Source organism: Methanococcoides vulcani (assembly GCF_900111645.1).
Taxonomy (GTDB): domain Archaea; phylum Halobacteriota; class Methanosarcinia; order Methanosarcinales; family Methanosarcinaceae; genus Methanococcoides; species Methanococcoides vulcani.
Window position 1 is genome coordinate 16,164 of sequence record NZ_FOHQ01000003.1, and the last position, 15,943, is coordinate 32,106.

General features: G+C 43.5%; 17 protein-coding genes. 9 read left to right on the forward strand and 8 right to left on the reverse strand.

The window, feature by feature from the left end; translation table 11 throughout:
- The first annotated feature begins 320 nt into the window (after positions 1-320).
- Positions 321-1,436, forward strand: coding sequence for a DUF8173 domain-containing protein (locus BMX02_RS05435; protein WP_091689698.1), 1,116 nt, complete (start codon positions 321-323; stop codon positions 1,434-1,436).
- Positions 1,437-1,510: 74 nt separating this feature from the next.
- Here BMX02_RS05435 and BMX02_RS05440 read toward each other — a convergent pair whose 3' ends face one another.
- The 4 genes from BMX02_RS05440 to BMX02_RS05455 all read right to left on the reverse strand — a co-directional run bounded on the left by BMX02_RS05440 (position 1,511) and on the right by BMX02_RS05455 (position 6,243).
- Complete coding sequence (locus BMX02_RS05440) at positions 1,511-2,611, reverse strand: ABC transporter ATP-binding protein (protein WP_091689699.1); 1,101 nt, start codon at positions 2,609-2,611, stop codon at positions 1,511-1,513.
- Between the two features lie 9 nt (positions 2,612-2,620).
- A complete protein-coding gene (gene modB, locus BMX02_RS05445) occupies positions 2,621-3,289 on the reverse strand; it encodes a molybdate ABC transporter permease subunit (protein ID WP_091689700.1) in 669 nt (222 codons plus the stop codon).
- Positions 3,289-4,101, reverse strand: coding sequence for a molybdate ABC transporter substrate-binding protein (gene modA / locus BMX02_RS05450; RefSeq protein ID WP_244625172.1), 813 nt, complete (start codon positions 4,099-4,101; stop codon positions 3,289-3,291). The genes modB and modA overlap by 1 nt, the downstream gene beginning before the upstream one ends.
- A gap of 186 nt (positions 4,102-4,287) precedes the next feature.
- On the reverse strand, positions 4,288-6,243 hold the full coding sequence (locus tag BMX02_RS05455; RefSeq protein WP_244625170.1) for a sensor histidine kinase: 1,956 nt from the start codon (positions 6,241-6,243) through the stop codon (positions 4,288-4,290).
- A 258-nt stretch (positions 6,244-6,501) separates the two neighbouring features.
- Between BMX02_RS05455 and BMX02_RS05460 the strand changes: the two genes are divergently transcribed.
- The gene (locus BMX02_RS05460) at positions 6,502-7,059 is read left to right on the forward strand and encodes a CBS domain-containing protein (protein WP_091689702.1); all 558 of its coding nucleotides are present in this window, start codon (positions 6,502-6,504) and stop codon (positions 7,057-7,059) included.
- Here BMX02_RS05460 and BMX02_RS05465 read toward each other — a convergent pair.
- Positions 7,056-7,244, reverse strand: a complete 189-nt coding sequence (locus BMX02_RS05465) for a hypothetical protein (protein WP_091689703.1) — start codon at positions 7,242-7,244, stop codon at positions 7,056-7,058. The two genes, BMX02_RS05460 and BMX02_RS05465, sit on opposite strands and share 4 nt — an antisense overlap.
- 273 nt (positions 7,245-7,517) lie before the next feature.
- Here BMX02_RS05465 and BMX02_RS05470 point away from each other — a divergent pair, with 273 nt between their 5' ends.
- The 4 genes from BMX02_RS05470 (at position 7,518) to BMX02_RS11600 (ending at position 9,106) form a co-directional block, all read left to right on the forward strand.
- Positions 7,518-7,856, forward strand: coding sequence for a hypothetical protein (locus BMX02_RS05470; protein WP_091689704.1), 339 nt, complete (start codon positions 7,518-7,520; stop codon positions 7,854-7,856).
- A 107-nt stretch (positions 7,857-7,963) separates the two neighbouring features.
- Positions 7,964-8,284: a hypothetical protein gene (locus tag BMX02_RS05475; RefSeq protein WP_091689705.1), complete on the forward strand. Its 321-nt coding sequence runs from the start codon at positions 7,964-7,966 to the stop codon at positions 8,282-8,284.
- A 58-nt stretch (positions 8,285-8,342) separates the two neighbouring features.
- Positions 8,343-8,741 (forward strand): hypothetical protein, encoded by a 399-nt coding sequence (locus BMX02_RS05480; protein ID WP_091689706.1) that lies wholly within the window; start codon positions 8,343-8,345, stop codon positions 8,739-8,741.
- Positions 8,742-8,926: 185 nt separating this feature from the next.
- On the forward strand, positions 8,927-9,106 hold the full coding sequence (locus BMX02_RS11600; RefSeq protein ID WP_135644068.1) for a hypothetical protein: 180 nt from the start codon (positions 8,927-8,929) through the stop codon (positions 9,104-9,106).
- Positions 9,107-9,443: 337 nt separating this feature from the next.
- Here BMX02_RS11600 and BMX02_RS12230 read toward each other — a convergent pair whose 3' ends face one another.
- On the reverse strand, positions 9,444-9,575 hold the full coding sequence (locus tag BMX02_RS12230) for a hypothetical protein (protein WP_280176523.1): 132 nt from the start codon (positions 9,573-9,575) through the stop codon (positions 9,444-9,446).
- Between BMX02_RS12230 and BMX02_RS11605 the strand changes: the two genes are divergently transcribed.
- The 3 genes from BMX02_RS11605 (at position 9,568) to ribC (ending at position 11,870) form a co-directional block, all read left to right on the forward strand.
- Positions 9,568-9,897 carry a hypothetical protein gene (locus tag BMX02_RS11605; RefSeq protein WP_135644064.1) on the forward strand — a complete coding sequence of 110 codons (330 nt, stop codon included), beginning with the start codon at positions 9,568-9,570 and terminating at the stop codon, positions 9,895-9,897. The genes BMX02_RS12230 and BMX02_RS11605 overlap by 8 nt on opposite strands.
- 360 nt (positions 9,898-10,257) lie before the next feature.
- Positions 10,258-11,400 (forward strand): pyridoxal-phosphate-dependent aminotransferase family protein, encoded by a 1,143-nt coding sequence (locus tag BMX02_RS05495; RefSeq protein ID WP_091689709.1) that lies wholly within the window; start codon positions 10,258-10,260, stop codon positions 11,398-11,400.
- A gap of 5 nt (positions 11,401-11,405) precedes the next feature.
- Positions 11,406-11,870 carry a riboflavin synthase gene (gene ribC / locus BMX02_RS05500; protein WP_091689710.1) on the forward strand — a complete coding sequence of 155 codons (465 nt, stop codon included), beginning with the start codon at positions 11,406-11,408 and terminating at the stop codon, positions 11,868-11,870.
- A 108-nt stretch (positions 11,871-11,978) separates the two neighbouring features.
- Here the strand turns inward: ribC and BMX02_RS05505 are convergent, their stop codons facing one another.
- Both BMX02_RS05505 and BMX02_RS05510 read right to left on the reverse strand, forming a co-directional pair.
- Complete coding sequence (locus BMX02_RS05505) at positions 11,979-13,955, reverse strand: amylo-alpha-1,6-glucosidase (RefSeq protein ID WP_091689711.1); 1,977 nt, start codon at positions 13,953-13,955, stop codon at positions 11,979-11,981.
- Positions 13,956-13,999: 44 nt separating this feature from the next.
- Complete coding sequence (locus BMX02_RS05510) at positions 14,000-15,943, reverse strand: glycoside hydrolase family 15 protein (RefSeq protein WP_091689712.1); 1,944 nt, start codon at positions 15,941-15,943, stop codon at positions 14,000-14,002.

Sequence of the window (15,943 nt, forward strand, 5' to 3'; positions counted from 1 at the left end):
TAATATATATTATACGAGGTCAAGAGTTTGCCGTTTCTCTTGACCTTAGATTCATCTGAAAGGTCTGGGGACTTTTCAGGTTTTCGAAGTGGGGGAACATCTGAACTTGCATATCACGGTCACATATCCCGCCAGGCCGTGATATGTAAATGCATCATAACTGAGACACTGATAGCCTTTTCTTAAATTATAATTATTTTGTCCTTATTCTAATCCTTTTAGAATTCTCTGAATTGGACCCTACAATTGAAGATTTTTAAGTAAACCTTAATAGCAAGAAACCCCCAGTAATATATATACAATATTCAGGTGGGGTTACTATGAAAATTGATCGAACTTTATGGCTTTTACCTATACTGCTACTGCTCTTATTCGCAGGCAATGCAAGCGCAGCATTGATGTTCGACGCCGGGGAAACGGTGATCATCGACGATATAGTTGAAGACGATGTTTACCTTGCAGGTGATACACTAATAGTAAGTGGCACTGTACTGGGGGATGTCGTGGCCACAGGCGGCACAGTCCAGATCTACGGAAACGTTTCCGGAGATCTCATTGTTGCTGCAGGTGATGTGATCATTACCGGCGAGATCGGTGATGATGTCAGGGTTGCATGTGGTAATTTCGAACTTAGTGGTCATATCGGTGACGATCTTCTGGTAACTGCCGGAACAGTGTCCACAAATGAGACCGCAACCATTGGCGGTGACACGACCATAAGAAGTGGCGATGCAGATCTTGCAGGAAACTTCGGAGGCCTGCTGGATGTATCAGCAGGTGATCTGGTGTTCTTCGGTAATGTCGAAGGAGATGCAATACTGGATGCAACTGATCTGACGATCCAGCCTGATTCCAGCATAAAAGGTGACCTGGAATACAGTAGCTCCAAAGAGATCTCGATCCCGGCCGGTATTGTCGGGGAAGAAATAAAGCCTGAAAGGACAGAACAACGCGAAGACAGGTTCGATGGCGAAGGCGTGCTAAAAGTGATATCCTTTATCGGTAAGATCGCGTATTATCTCTTCCTGTTCGCTCTCGGTGTAATACTCATCCTGGTCTTCCCGGAAAAGACCGAAGAGATCGTAAAGGACATACAGGAAGAAACTTTCAAGAACATCGCCGTGGGACTCCTTATACTGGTAGCTTCGATCATAGGATCAGCCGTCCTGTTAATAACCGTTATCGGCATCCCAATTGCACTCTTCCTGCTATTGCTGCTTTTCATCGTCCTTCTAATCGCAAAGATATACACTGCAATGTGGCTCGGAGAGGTAACGTTCAGAAAAGCAGGATTCGAATATAATCAGTGGACTGTACTTGCAGTCGGCCTCCTCCTATTGCTGATCCTGACAGAACTGCCATTTGTAGGTGGGATCATCAGTCTTCTGGCAACGCTGGTAGCAATGGGAAGTATGTACTTTGCATTGAAGTATTGATGCAGGGGACGTACTTTTCTTTTTGTTTTTTTGTTTTTTGAAAAAAAACCGCAAATACTCTTATTTCAGACCATTCACTCAAAAACCAGCACATCATCCGGAGATATCTCCACGATCACGCGTGAAAAATCGATCTCCCCTGACAAACGTGTCGGAACCTCAGAAAGCAATATAAAATCGCTACCATCAAGTTCGACCGCCATTATTTTACTGCTTCCCTTATCAGTAACATTAATGACATTGCCTGCAAAAACGTTGCCATTGCCCGAAAGCAAATTCTCATCATAGGGTTTCAGGTGCACATTTTCCGGTCGGATCCCACAGGACACATTTTCAGATGCATCCACACTGGAACTTGTTATGAATTGCAGACCTCTGCCTTCAACTACAGTTCCCACAGGAGATCTCTCAACCACTTTCCCATTATCAAAGATATTGCTGACGCCCACAAGCTCGGCCACATTCCTGTCAACAGGAGAATAGAAAACATCCCTCGGACTGCCTGTCTGGTGAACTTTGCCATTATGAAGAACTATCACCCTGTCTGCAAGCGAAAATGCTTCCTCCGGGCTGTGAGTGATGAAAAGAACCGGGATCCCAAGCTCATTCTGAATTGCTTTTATTCTCTCCCTCAGACGCATCCTGACGACCATATCAAGTGCTGAGAACGGTTCATCCAGTAGGAGTATCCCAGGATTGGGTGCAAGGGCACGTGCAAGGGCAACTCTCTGTTTCTGACCACCTGACAACTGTGAAGGATACCTGTCCTCCAGTCCCTCGATGTGCAAAAGGCGAAGCATCTCGAACATCCGTTCCTCCTTCTTCTCCTTATCCCATCCCTTAAGACCATAGATGATATTCTTCCTCACATCCATATGCGGGAAAAGAGCATAGTTCTGGAAAACATAACCCGGGCGCCTGTACTGTGGCTGGAGGTTGACACCTGAACTGCTGTCGAAATATGTCTGGTCATTAACAACGATGCTACCACTCTCAGGAGTTTCCAGCCCTGCGATGCATCGAAGTGTCGTGGTCTTGCCGGAACCGGAACGGCCAAAAAGGACCACCAGTTCATCCCCCGTTTCAAAAGTAGCATCCAGCGAGAAGACATCCTCACTGCTGCCCTTTTTATTTCGGGACCTGTATTCCTTTGTCACACTTACCTTTACACCCATTTGACCACCTCACACGCTCCAGCGATCTACAAACCTTGCAGTCAGTGCCATGGACAGCAGCGAAACAACAACAAGAGTAATGACAAGAATATTTGCCAGTGCATCATTGCCTGACTGGAATGCAGTATAGATAGACAGCGACATTGTGTTCGTTTTTCCGGGGATGTTTCCCGCAACCATAAGAGTGGCACCGAACTCGCCGACAGCCCTTGCAAAACTTAACACGATGCCTGCAAGTATGCCTTTCTTGGCAAGGGGAAGGGTCACAAAGAGCATTGTCTCAAGCTCACTGTGTCCAAGTGTATAGGCCGCATACTCCAGTTCACGATCAACCGCACTTATTGCTGAAGCCGTTGTTTTCACCATAAGAGGAAGCGATACCACAAAAGCCGCTATCACCGCAGCATGCCATGTGAAAAGCAGTGACCATCCCGTCAGTTCAAAGATCGTCTGACCTATTATTCCGTTCTTACCCAGCAAAAACACAAGCAGATAACCGGTAACCGTCGGTGGCAGTACAAGAGGAAGAGTTACAATAATATCAGCGAGCCATTTCCCCCTGAACTCCCGTCTTGCAAGTGCATAGGAAATCAAAATACCAAGCACAGCTACAAAAGCGGTGGACAGAACTGCCACTTTGAGAGTTATCAGCAGGGGGATCCAGGCATCTTCAAGCATTAATTCTCATCCGTTACGGTATAACCATATTTAACGAATATATCTTTTCCTTCATCTGAGAGTACATAATCTATAAATTCCCGGGAAGCTTGTTTTTCAGCTGAAGAAGAAACGATTGCAATAGGAAAGATTATGCTGGTAGTTACCGGGATCTGAGCGACAACGTCGATCTCATCCATGTCAGAGGACATTGCATCGGTCATATAGACAAAACCTGCGTCCACGTCTCCGTTCTCAACATAGACCAGCACCTGCTTCACAGTTTCCGCATAAATTAGCTTTTCACTGACATCATCCCACAAAGAAGCCTCCTCAAGTGCACCTTTTGCATATCTTCCTACAGGTGCGACTTCCGGGTCTCCAATTGCTATTTTTGTGACAGATCCATCCGTAAGGTCTTCAAGAGACATTATCTTATTTCCACCGGATCTCGGAACTATCATCACAAGGGAATTCTCAGCAAAATCATGTCTTGTATCAGCATCGATCAATTGTTCTGATTCAAGTATATCCATGTGTTTCTGGGAAGCCGAAGCAAAAACATCGATGGGAGCGCCAGCTTCTATCTGCATGCGGAGGGAGCCGGAACCTGCAAAATTAAGATTTACATCAACATCAGGATGCTGTGCTTCAAATTCCTGTTCGATCTCTGTGAAACTCTCGGTCATACCCGCCCCAGCCGAAACCGTGATCTCAGTATTCGTCTCTGTCTGAGAGGACGGTATTACCAACATAGCAGCAGCAATCAGGACCACTGCCGCAATAACCATAATCAGATGATTCTTTTCCATAAGATCCCTCATATCGATCATAACAATCCGTTATGTTTTCTAGAACATAACGGTATGGGATTAGGTTATTTATATAAAAGTTTATTGCCAATTTGTATATCCCAATCTCGAAAACAGATTACTCGCCATATTTGAAAATTCCAGATAAATGAAACATGGAGGTCTGCACAGAGTTCTCTCACAGCAAAATGTTCTAAAAGAGGGATCTTATTCCTCGTTTCCATTAATTTCTACACTTCCGCTAACTTCCATGTTTCCACTAGCTTCCCCGCCATTCCTCGACTTTGGAAGCCTTATGTGAACCGTGGTTCCCTGATCGGTTTCGCTCTCGATCCATATCTCACCCGAGTGAGCATCAACGATCTTCTTACAAATGTACAGGCCTAGGCCTGTTCCACCGTATTTTCTTCTGATGGATGAATCGATCTGGTAGAACTTCCTGAACAGGTTCGGAATGAGTTCTTTGGGAATACCGATGCCTGTGTCATGGACGGTCAGGTGCAGGTATCTTTCTTCCTCGTAGACTCCGAGGGTGATAATGCCACCCGGGGGGGTGAACTTGATGGCATTATCGACTAGGTTGTTAAGCATATCGACCAGGCGGGTTTTATCGGCTTCAATGGTCGGAAGATCAGAAGGTATTTTCTTTTCGATATGGAGATCGTTCGCTTCAACGAGCATGATAGTATCCATAATGGTGTTGTTCATTATTTCCGCCATCTGACACTCCTTGAAGTTGTATTCAATGACCTCTGCCTGTGCCTTGCTTATGTAAAGGAGGGAATCTACCAGGCGTCTGAGCCTGTCGGCATTGCGTATCACAGTTCCAAGTGATGTCTTTTGTTGGTCGTTGACATCTCCCAGGGACTCATCATACACATTCTGGGTATAGCCTTTAATGCTGGTAAGCGGTGTCCTTAGCTCATGACTGACATTTGACAGGAAGACATCCTTCATCTGGTCCAGTGATTTGAGTTCCTCATTGGCTTTTTCAAGCTCATCTGAATAGGTCTGTAGCGAGTCAAGGATCTCATTCAGCCCCGAAGGTATCTTTCTGAGGTCCACTTCCACCTCAGTCTCGGCCCTCCTGCCCAGATCACCTTTCAGGGCAGAATCCGAGATATCTCCAAAGTTGGAAACGATGTCATTGATAGGACGGGTTATGGATATCGCGACCAGATAGGCTGCTCCTGCCATGAAGATAAGTGCAAGCGATGAGATGATGATCAGTTCATTACGCAGGGCTGTAACATCCGCAAGCATCTCTTCTTCCGGGATCACCAGAATAAAAGAATAATTGCCTGTACGGACCGGCTCATAGAATATGATCGCATTCTCTCCTGTGGTCGGATCAATGGTCTCAATATGGCCTCCCTGTCCAACAAGTATATCCTCAGCCATACGTGTTATTTCAGGGTCGTCAAAATCATTAAGGGTCTGTGTCCCGATCCACTCCTTGTGCACAGGATGGGATAACAGTATACCGGTATTGCTTGTAGTAAAAGCATAACCGGTCTCAAAAGCAGTAACATTGGAAACGATCTCATCAATATAGTTGAGCGATACATCAACACCGCCGATACCAACGAACTCATCCTCCCTCATTATCGGGGATACATAGCTCACAATAAGCTCACCCTGATACAGGTAGGGTTCTGTCAGTACTTCCTGCTCAAGTTGTTTTGGCAATTGATAGTAATCTGATGACTCATAGTCAATAAGGGGTTCCACGAACATGGTACCGCCGATCTTGTTCCAGTAAGGTACAAGACGGCCTGTGGAATCATATCCTTCAGTACCTGCAAATTCAGCATCCCTCCCGTCGAACGCATTGGGTTCGAACCCCGTATATGTACCGATAAGGTTGGGATTATCGACGAGCACTTCCCTTAGAATATCATTAACCTCATCCCTGTCAGAAGAATTGTAAACGGTCAGCGTGCTTGCAATTGTCCTTGCAATGGCCATATTCGCTTGCATATCCGAATTGAACTGGTTCGCATAATTGCTTGCTTTCTCTATGGATTTCTTATATGCAAGTTCCTCATGCTGGGATGTGCTGGTAGAAATAATGATAGCTGTAGTAGCAGCCATTACTATGAGAACACTGAACCCTATGTATAGGATCAGTTTCACTTTTAGAGGCACATCATCCATTTTCATATCGGACACCTTGCCGAAAGCGCACAGATATAATACAAATTATACGAATGAGATCTAATTATCTTAAACAAGAAGCTCAAAGGAAAGAACACAGGTCCATTATAGAACGATTGTACTAACCTCGGTCACCTAATCCCAAATCCCTATTATTATATTTTAATGATAAACATATAAATGTCTGCCTGTTGCAACCATTTAGCATGCTTTTGAATTAAATAATCAAACTCTTTAAATAGAATCATTACTATCAGTAATATTATGCAACTTCCGACTCCTGAAAGACTAAGGCAGAAAAGGATCGAACTGAACCTTACACAGAGTGGTCTTGCAAAGCGTGCAGGTGTTAGTCAGCCTTTGATAGCCCGTATAGAATCCGGCGATGTTGACCCCCGGCTTTCCACACTCAGGAAAATATTCACCGCTTTTGAGGAAGTTGAAAAGGAAAAGATACTTGCAAAGGACATAATGCACACTCTTGTGATATTTGTTTCTTCGGAGGATTTTGTAGAATCTGCCGTTAACCTGATGGAAAAACACGGTTTTTCACAGGTCCCTGTGATCGATAATGGAGTACCTGTTGGAAGTATCTCAGAGGATACTATCATCAAATACATGGCAGACAGGAAGGCTTCGACCATATCCCAGATGAAGATCAAGGATATGATGGGGGATGCATTCCCAACCGTCTCACCAACCACTGAACTTGATGTGATCTCACACATGCTTGAGCGAAATCCTGCCGTCCTGGTACTCGAAAAAGGAGTTACCACCGGCTTTGTCACAAAACACGATGTGATCAAGCTGCTTCATGGTTAAGGATCAAAAAGGCACACCTGTACCAACACGTTGTGGTTGACCGCGTAGTACAGCATACCGATTGCTTTGTCCACAGCGTCGGATTTGCTGGAAAACGAGTTATGCGAATCAACCAGAGATTCCAACTGCCTTTCTGCAAGCGGTGATACCGTCGTATGTACTGATGCCTTCCTTCTTCCGTTCATTTTCAACCCTCACTCCATGTCGTTTCGAATACCGTCTTTGAGATATCGCCTAGCGGCGTCGCTTATATTGACGTACTTCCCCGATTTCACAATCTTCTCCATTTTGTCATAATCATCCAAGGGGACGTTTATGTGCAGTGATCTATAAGATGTAATTTTTATCACCTAATTATGGCATCAACTTCATCAAACAAATATGTGCTGAATATGCCATAATTATGCCATAATACTTCTAGTATTTTTTATATGTCATGGTTATGTAATGATTATGTAATGCCAATCAAGTACAAGAAAGAGTCAATACATGCAACCGTTAGTCCGTATGTGAAGAAAAAAGCAGAAGAACTAGTGGCAACCGAAGAGTTTAGTAGCATGTCTGATCTCGTCAATATCGCACTTGCTGAGTTCATCGGTAAGTACGCGAAAGAGACAGAGGCTCGGGACGAGTCGTCCGATATAAAAGTACTTGAAAACAGATTCAATGAATTGATAAACGCGCTAACCGAAACCGACAAAGAAAAGATCAGAGACTTGGTTAAGCCAGCGGGTGGATGCGAAGCGAAAGAACCGATTGTCATTTCCGAATCTGTCGAGAAAGTCAAATTCAAATAATTATTATTATGAGTGGGTTGGGGAAATACGGGGGTTATTTGATTTATTGAAGAGTGAATTCGCCTTTACCGAACTCAGAACAAATGATAAAACAAGGGAGTGATTTTATGATCGAATCTGACGTTGTTGAGGTTGTTAAGCTACACAAAGAATTAGAAGAGCTTCAGAAAAAAATTGCAGCTAAAGTACCACTTGATGAATTATTAGATGAATCGTTCATGAGGATATACACGTTTTTTGGATTTGTTACTGTCCAAGAACTTATAGATGCCTGTGAAGGACTTATCGGTCTTGCTTATTCAGATATCGATAAAAACGATGAAAAATACAATGAGTACATCAGGGATAATACTTCGTTTGATAACTGGTCTGAAATGATTGGTAAGGCAACCCTGTTATGGGCAGAAAAACAATTAGAAAAAAAATGAAGTTCTGTCGAAAATTGAAGGATAGGGCACTAACAATCAATACAAGCGGAAGGGTAGCGTGGGGTTATTTGATTTTTTGAAGGGTAAACCAAAGCAAAAAAGTTCGAATACAATTGATCAATATTCAAACATAAAAGCTTTGCATAACGAATCGATGATGTACTTCCAAAAAGCGAGAGAACTCTATGAAAATAACGAAGAGTTTTTCCCGACACTCCAAGAATCTGCACGATTTCAATTGCTAAATCATCAAAAAAATGGTATCGACAGAGTGGAAATACTTGCTGCAGGATCCCAATCATGTAAAGTATGTCGTGTATTTGAGGGTATGGTAGTTACAATCGAAGAAGCATTTGAAAATATGCCTATCCCACATAAGAACTGTAAACACAATCCAAATGAAAATGGAGATGGGTTCTGTAGATGCCTGTATATACCATACATTGAGGATGTGTAATTTAAAGGCGAAAACACGTACATCCGCACACGCTGCTCTCACTGTAAGCAAGTCGATTATCATGACATTGCTGTCAACACGCTGGTACGCAAGACCGTGTTCAGTGACCACAGTCAGATGATGCGATACCTGATCGAGAACATCGATGTGAATGAGACAATTTCAGAAGAATAGATGCAAGATTTGTGCTCCAAGAACTCCGTGGATACGTGTACGACGGTATCACGACATACGAGCTGTGTCGGGTTCTGAAAGAATACTTTGGTGTGGTTGCTGTTTATTCCTGTGACTTAATCCAGCGCATCAAGCTGGAGATGGAAATGTATTGTCCTGATCATCAGCATTTGTATTTTGTGGAAGCTTGAGGTTTGAATTATAAATGTCGTACTAAATGGTGAGAGATAGGTATCTTGGAAAAGAGATACTCTAAAATTCAAATTGTTAATTTTACACTTTATTTTAAAAGTTTATGCTTCTACAGTGTTAATATCCTTCTTATTTGGACTGATTTTCATCATAACAGATTGGATTATAGAATCTCAATCTCGTAACCATTAAAAAAGAAAAAAAATAGATTCTGATGTTGAATCAGAATTCTACATGAAGAAGTCTTACTGTGTCCATGCCTATGAAGTCTGTACCACTATAGGTCATACCTGTCACATTTAGGTAACCATCAATCGTACCTTTATCCCCATCTACCTATATAGCACCATCACCAACAACCAAACCTGGTAGTTCATCTCTATCCGGCTTAAAGTGAAGCACCAAATCAATATCGCCATCACCATCGGCATCTTCAAGTGCTGCCTTGACCTCTCCTTTCTTGTACACTGGTTCAAACTCCCCAGCTAAAAGCACAGTAGATGGATCTATCGCGGCTGCATCAAAGCCAGGTCCAGTCAATATTGCAACTGGGATTTCACCATTGGCTTTTACATTAATGGAATTTGGCTATGAATATGGTTTGATATCTACACCTACAGTTGCAGGTGCAATTGCGGTGCCCGCAGCCACTATCATTACTAGTAATGAAATGGCTAAAATGCCTATTTTGTTTGTTTTCATATACTCCGCCACCTATCCAATTATTATTAGATGGTCTTACTCGGATCACCTAATATCAATTAAAAGTTATCTAGTTATTAATATATAAACTCTTTGCAAAAATGAAAACAGATGCGCATTATGATAATGATGAGATGCGAGGAATTGAACATAGAAGTACGCGAAGCCAATGGTGTTGAACCAAACATGAAAGATATGAACAGTGGTAAAGACCAAGCAGATACCATTGCATACCATATCAACATTCAAGGAGATTATGACATTCTGCCTCATGTAATAGCGTCTCGACGGCCAACATCTTTATTTCATGAATAGAATGCATAACTAATTACCAACGTGGACAAGCAAAGCATTCAAGAGCTTTCAATTCCATGAAACTAGTTATATACTAGGTTTGCATTAGATACGACATTCACTTACTTATTAATAAAAATACCAGGAGAATTATATGGACCTTGAAGACACATTATTAATGATGCCTGGCCCTGTTCCTGTTGCACCAAAAGTGCTCAGGGCAATGTCAAAACCCATGATAAACCACAGGGGCAAGGAATTTTCTGCAATGTTTGATGACTGTACTGCAATGCTCAAAGAGATCTTCCAGACACAGAACGACCTCTTTACAATCAGCGGTTCAGGAACAGCTTCAATGGAAGCTGCTCTCGGATGCACCATCGATAAGGACGACAAGGTCGTCGCGATCGAGAACGGTAAGTTCGGTGAAAGGTTCAAGGACATCGCAGCCAGATACGGTCAGGTAGTTCCTCTTGAGTTCGAATGGGGCCAGTCCGTTGACCTCGGCCTTGTGGAAGAAAAGCTTGCAGAAGGTGCAAAAGCTGTCACAATGGTCCACAATGAAACCTCCGCAGGTATTCGTAATCCTGCAGAAGAGATAGGAAAACTCGCAAAGAAGTACGATGCACTGTTCATCATGGACGGCGTCACATCCATCGGCGGAGATGACGTCAAGGTCGATGAATGGGGAGTCGACATCGCTGTAGTAGGTTCCCAGAAATGTGTTGCTGCACCACCAGGACTTTCCATGCTCTCCGTGAACGAACGTGCTTTTGAAGCAATGACCAAGGAAAACCTGCCATACTATCTTGACCTTAAGGCATACAAGAAGAGCGCTGACAAGTCCCAGACACCATATACACCTGCAGTACCACTGTTCTTCGGACTTCAGGAAGCACTGAAGATCGTGATGGAAGAGGGAATGGAAGCAAGGATCAACCGCCAGGCAACCGGTGCTGCTGCTATACGTGCTGCAATGGATGCTATGGGTATCGAGATGTTCCCACAGCTCAATGAGTTCAGCGATTACTCTAACACCGTTTCTGCAATGAAAGCACCCGAAGGTGTCAACAGCAACGATATCAAGAAAGGTATGATGGACAAGGGAATCATCATCGCCGGCGGTCAGAACAGGCTCAGCGGCCAGATCTTCAGGATCGGAAGCATGGGCAATGTCGCACCAAAGGACATCATGCTGACAATTCAGGAACTGGAACTTGTACTGAAGAAACTCGGTATTGTAAATGAGATCGGTCCAGGTACAGAGGCAGCTGCCAGCGTACTGGACACACTGTGAATCACATGAAGACCATAGGCGTAGTAGACACGACCTTTGCACGCTTCAACATGGGGCGTGCTGCGGTCGATGAGATCCAGCAGAACATATCCGTTAAGATAAAGCGGATCACAGTTCCCGGCGTAAAGGACCTGCCGGTGGCATCCAAGAAGCTCATAGAGGAAGATGGATGCGACATTGTCATAGCTTTAGGCATGCCTGGAGCAAAAGAGCAGGATAAGATCTGCGCACATGAAGCTTCGACCGGCATAATACAGGCACAGCTTATGACGAACACCCATATTATCGAGGTGTTCGTTCATGAAGATGAGGCAAAGGATGAAAGGGAACTGGCATATCTTATGGAAATGCGCTCTCGTGAACATGCCTTAAATGTCGTTAACATGTTGTTCCACCCTGAGAAACTTGTCAAGCAGGCCGGTACTGGTCAAAGGCAAGGGTTTGAGGATGTTGGTGCTGTGAGGCACTAACACAGAACATCAATAACAAGTCTAAAATTACAGGATATATATCCTGTATTTCATATCTCTGAAATTTACTTTTTTTATTCGGATCATGATTTCCATTCAGTGATAACTTTAAACATTCACATCTTCAACATAAGCCCTTAATATTTCAGCAACACTCCATGCCTGTGAGATACATCCTCCCGGTCTGTGCGGGGAATCACCATCAAATACTTCGGAGATCGTTCCTATTCCAGCCTCATCAAGATGAGCTTCAAAATTAACTAACAAGCGCCTGCAATATTCCAGACTTAACGGAGACTTGTTATTGACCTTTGCATATGCAGTAACGAACGGTCCGAGTAACCATGCCCAGACAGTCCCGTTATGATATGCGCGGTCCCGGGAATCTCTATCACCCCGGTATCTTCCATTGTAGCGGCTGTCCTTCGGCGATAAGGACCTCAGTCCATAAGGAGTTAATAGATCCTCCTTCACCTTTTCAACGATCATCATTTTCTTTTCATGATCAAGCATCGTGTAGGGAAGTGACACTGCAAATATCTGGTTCGGTCTGACAGCTGCATCTTTACTGACCGACATATCTTCATTTACAGAAACGCAGTCATAAAGACACAGATCCTTCGGATTCCAGAAAGTTTCAGTGAAGTTGCTCTTTGCCAGTTGAGCGATCTCAGAATAATGCTTTGTATTTGCACCTAAAATTTCCCCCAGTTGGATGGCAATACATAGCGCATTATACCACAAAGCGTTTATTTCGCATGCTTTTCCGGCTCTTGGTGTGATCTCCTGATCACCGATCTTCACATCCATCCAGGTGAGCTGACCTTCATGCGCAATGAGTCCATCCTCATCCATCCTAATTCCGTATAAGGTTCCCTCAATATAATTCTGGATTATTGACACAACTGTATCCCACATTTTCCTGACAAATTTTACATCCTTCGTATAGGAATAATATCGCCCAAGTGAATGGATGAACCATAGTGAAGCATCAACGGTATTATAATCAGGAGGAGAAAGACCGTCATCTGAAAAACGGTTTGGTATAAGGCCTCCTGAACAATGTTCAGAAAAGGTTGTCAGAATATCTTTTGCATCATTGAACCTTCCTGTTACAAGAGTAAGTCCCGGAAGCGATATCATCGCATCCCTTCCCCAATCCGCAAACCAGTGATAACCCGCGATGATCGATTCTGAACCGGTAGATCTGCGTTGCACAATGAAAGAGTCTGCAGCATTAACGAGCTTCTGTGTGAAGTCACCCTTTAAATTGCAACGATCCTGCAAACCTTTCTGCCTTACAAGTTCTCTTTCATATCCGGAATTAACAAATTCATGGTCAATGTCCTTTTTTTTCAGGATACTGTCCGAAGCTACAACGTATACCTCACTCGCAGGCTCATGAATTTGTTTTTCAAAATAGCCGGGGTTATAGAGGTCTTCCTGATAGGCTTCCCCTCGTTCACGTTCACTGTCATACTCGAAATTATAGTTCCAGTAGGGTTCCTGTCTATAGTGCATATTGGATCGTAGTTGGAGAAGACCATCATCAGTTCTCAGCTGAATTCCTGTAGGATCATGTATCTCACTAAAACTGATAACCCCTGCCTTCCCAATCTGGTGGAAATCCCGATTGGTCACAAGAGGCAAAATCCGGAAAACAATGTCCTCATTATCAGGATTGAACAGCTTATACCTGACAACTGTCGTGTTCTGTCCATAGACCATGAAGATAGTCTTTATCAGCTTAATGTTCCTGATGCTGTACTCAAATGTTGGTAATGGAGAAGCAGAAAAACGATCGAGATATTCGAAACCTGATGGGTACAGCGTATCGGGATACCTGTGAGTTGCAAGACGATATACTTCATCTCCAGCAATGATCTCTTCATCAAGGGAAGAAAGCAGTACCCTTCGATCAACCGGAGGGTTTGCAGAAGCTATCAGAAGCCCATGATATTTTCTTGAATTTTCACCAATAACAGTGGATGATGCATAGCCTCCGATGCCGTTCGTGATCAGCCATTCCTGGGAAATGGCAGAAGTATGATCTAATTCACCATTATATGTTGCAGATGGACACATCCGAATTACACCTTAAGATATATTGATTTCAAACTTAATATCTGTCACTCTTCTTTCAATTGGTCCAGAAGCAGGGCATTTTCAATAAATAGTGCACAACTCCAGCCCAAAGGCCTGGCCCATGCAGCTTTCCCTGTATTCCTATCCACCTGTTCGGATAGGAGACCGGTACTCGTTGCACTCCTCATTGTCCATTTTATGTATTCAACTGCTTTATTCACCAGCAGGTCATATTCATCATTCTTGTTCTTAAGCGACATAGCAAGAGTGAGCAAAGCACGGGAAAGCCATAATGTTGTCACTACCCAAGGATTGCCACCGACATAATTATCATTTTCATAACGCTTGATCCCAAAATAGCCATTGACCGGAACCCTGAGAGCTTTTTCAATATGCTCTATCATTGAGAGTATCATAGCTCTTTCATCAGGATCATTCGGTGAAAGAAGACCAAAAGGAATGAAAGTGCCGATCATACTCGAATCCACAGTTCTATTGACATTGCTTTCAATGATGCCACGGGAAAAATAGCCTTCCTTAAGCCACAATTTCTCAATGGTTCGCTTCCTGACAAGTTCAGCCCTGTCAGACCATTTCTCAGCGAGAATGTGTTCATTGTTCTCCTCTGCCAGATGGGCAGCACCTTTCAGACCGGAATAGATAGCAGCACTCGTATAGGTGAATATCCCGATTTCAGATTCCCACAGGCACCTGCATGGATCATGAAGACCCTGTTCGGTTCTTCTTATCAGATATTCTGCACCCTTCCAAACCGTTTCCCGGATGGTTTCCAGAAATTCATCCCTTTTAGTTCCTTCCAGTTCCCGGTAATAATAATCAATTGCATAAAGCGTTGAACCGGTCTCATCTATCTGTGTAGAATCATCAAAATTACCCCACGAAGGAGCTTCCTTTCCATCAAGCCAGTATCTCTGGAACCATGAACCATCAGGTAGCTGTGCTCTTTTGCACCAGCCAAAGAACTTTTCAGCATATTCAGGATAGCCGGCATTCATCAGGGCAAGAACAGATTCTACCGCATCCCTGTTCCAGCAAAATCCATACCCTCCACACATCTCAAAAGCAGGATCGAACTCCGGGGAAGCGAGACATGCTCCCTCATCGGGATCGGTAAGTAAGTTCAGGGAGAGTAATGAGCGATCGTATAAGCCCTTGACCTCTTTTTTGAATAGTGGATCATTTTCAAGTGCTAATAACTCTAGAGGTCGCTTTTTTGATAGCCACCGAATGGAGCCGTCTTCAGATCCACGCATCATATCATCAGGGAACTGCTTCAGAACATCACCCAGCAGGTCGTATATTAGCTGCCTTTCTGAAGCGATGCCGATAAAAACTGTAATTGTGACTGTTTCACCAGACTGGAGGTTAAGGTCCCAGCCTATGGAATTATCCATCTCGCCTATATCTTCCATATTTTGCTGGAGCTTACCATCTTCCATATCATTCCTAGCGCTTGCAACCCAGCCTGTCTCCTGTATCTTACCGACCTGCCATTCTTCAAATTCCGGAGCACTTGCCAGACCACTGTAGAAGTTCTGCATGTATTGAACAAGCAGACCGCTGTTCACATCACAAAATGCAGAGTTCTTTCTATGGTTTTCTCCAATCTGGAAATTAGAATAATAATAAAATTTGCCAGTGATATGTTCTTTTGAAGTGATCTCATACTTCCTTACAAGGACTGGACTGGACTGATGCACAAGATCATGAATTGATACTTCGATCCCGGAAAAATGAGACAGGTGGGTCTTAATTATATTCGTATCATCCGGAGATTCCTGTTTTACATTCCATTCAGGAGAATCCAGCCATAGTAATCTTCCACTTGTGTAAATGCAAGCTTTGGACTCATCAACATGTTGAGCCCAATCTCGCCGGGGGTAAAAAAATCCCCGTAAATCGCCCTTTTCACCCATTGATACAAGCAACTTATCATTGCCAAGTATAGCATTTGGATGCCGGATCAA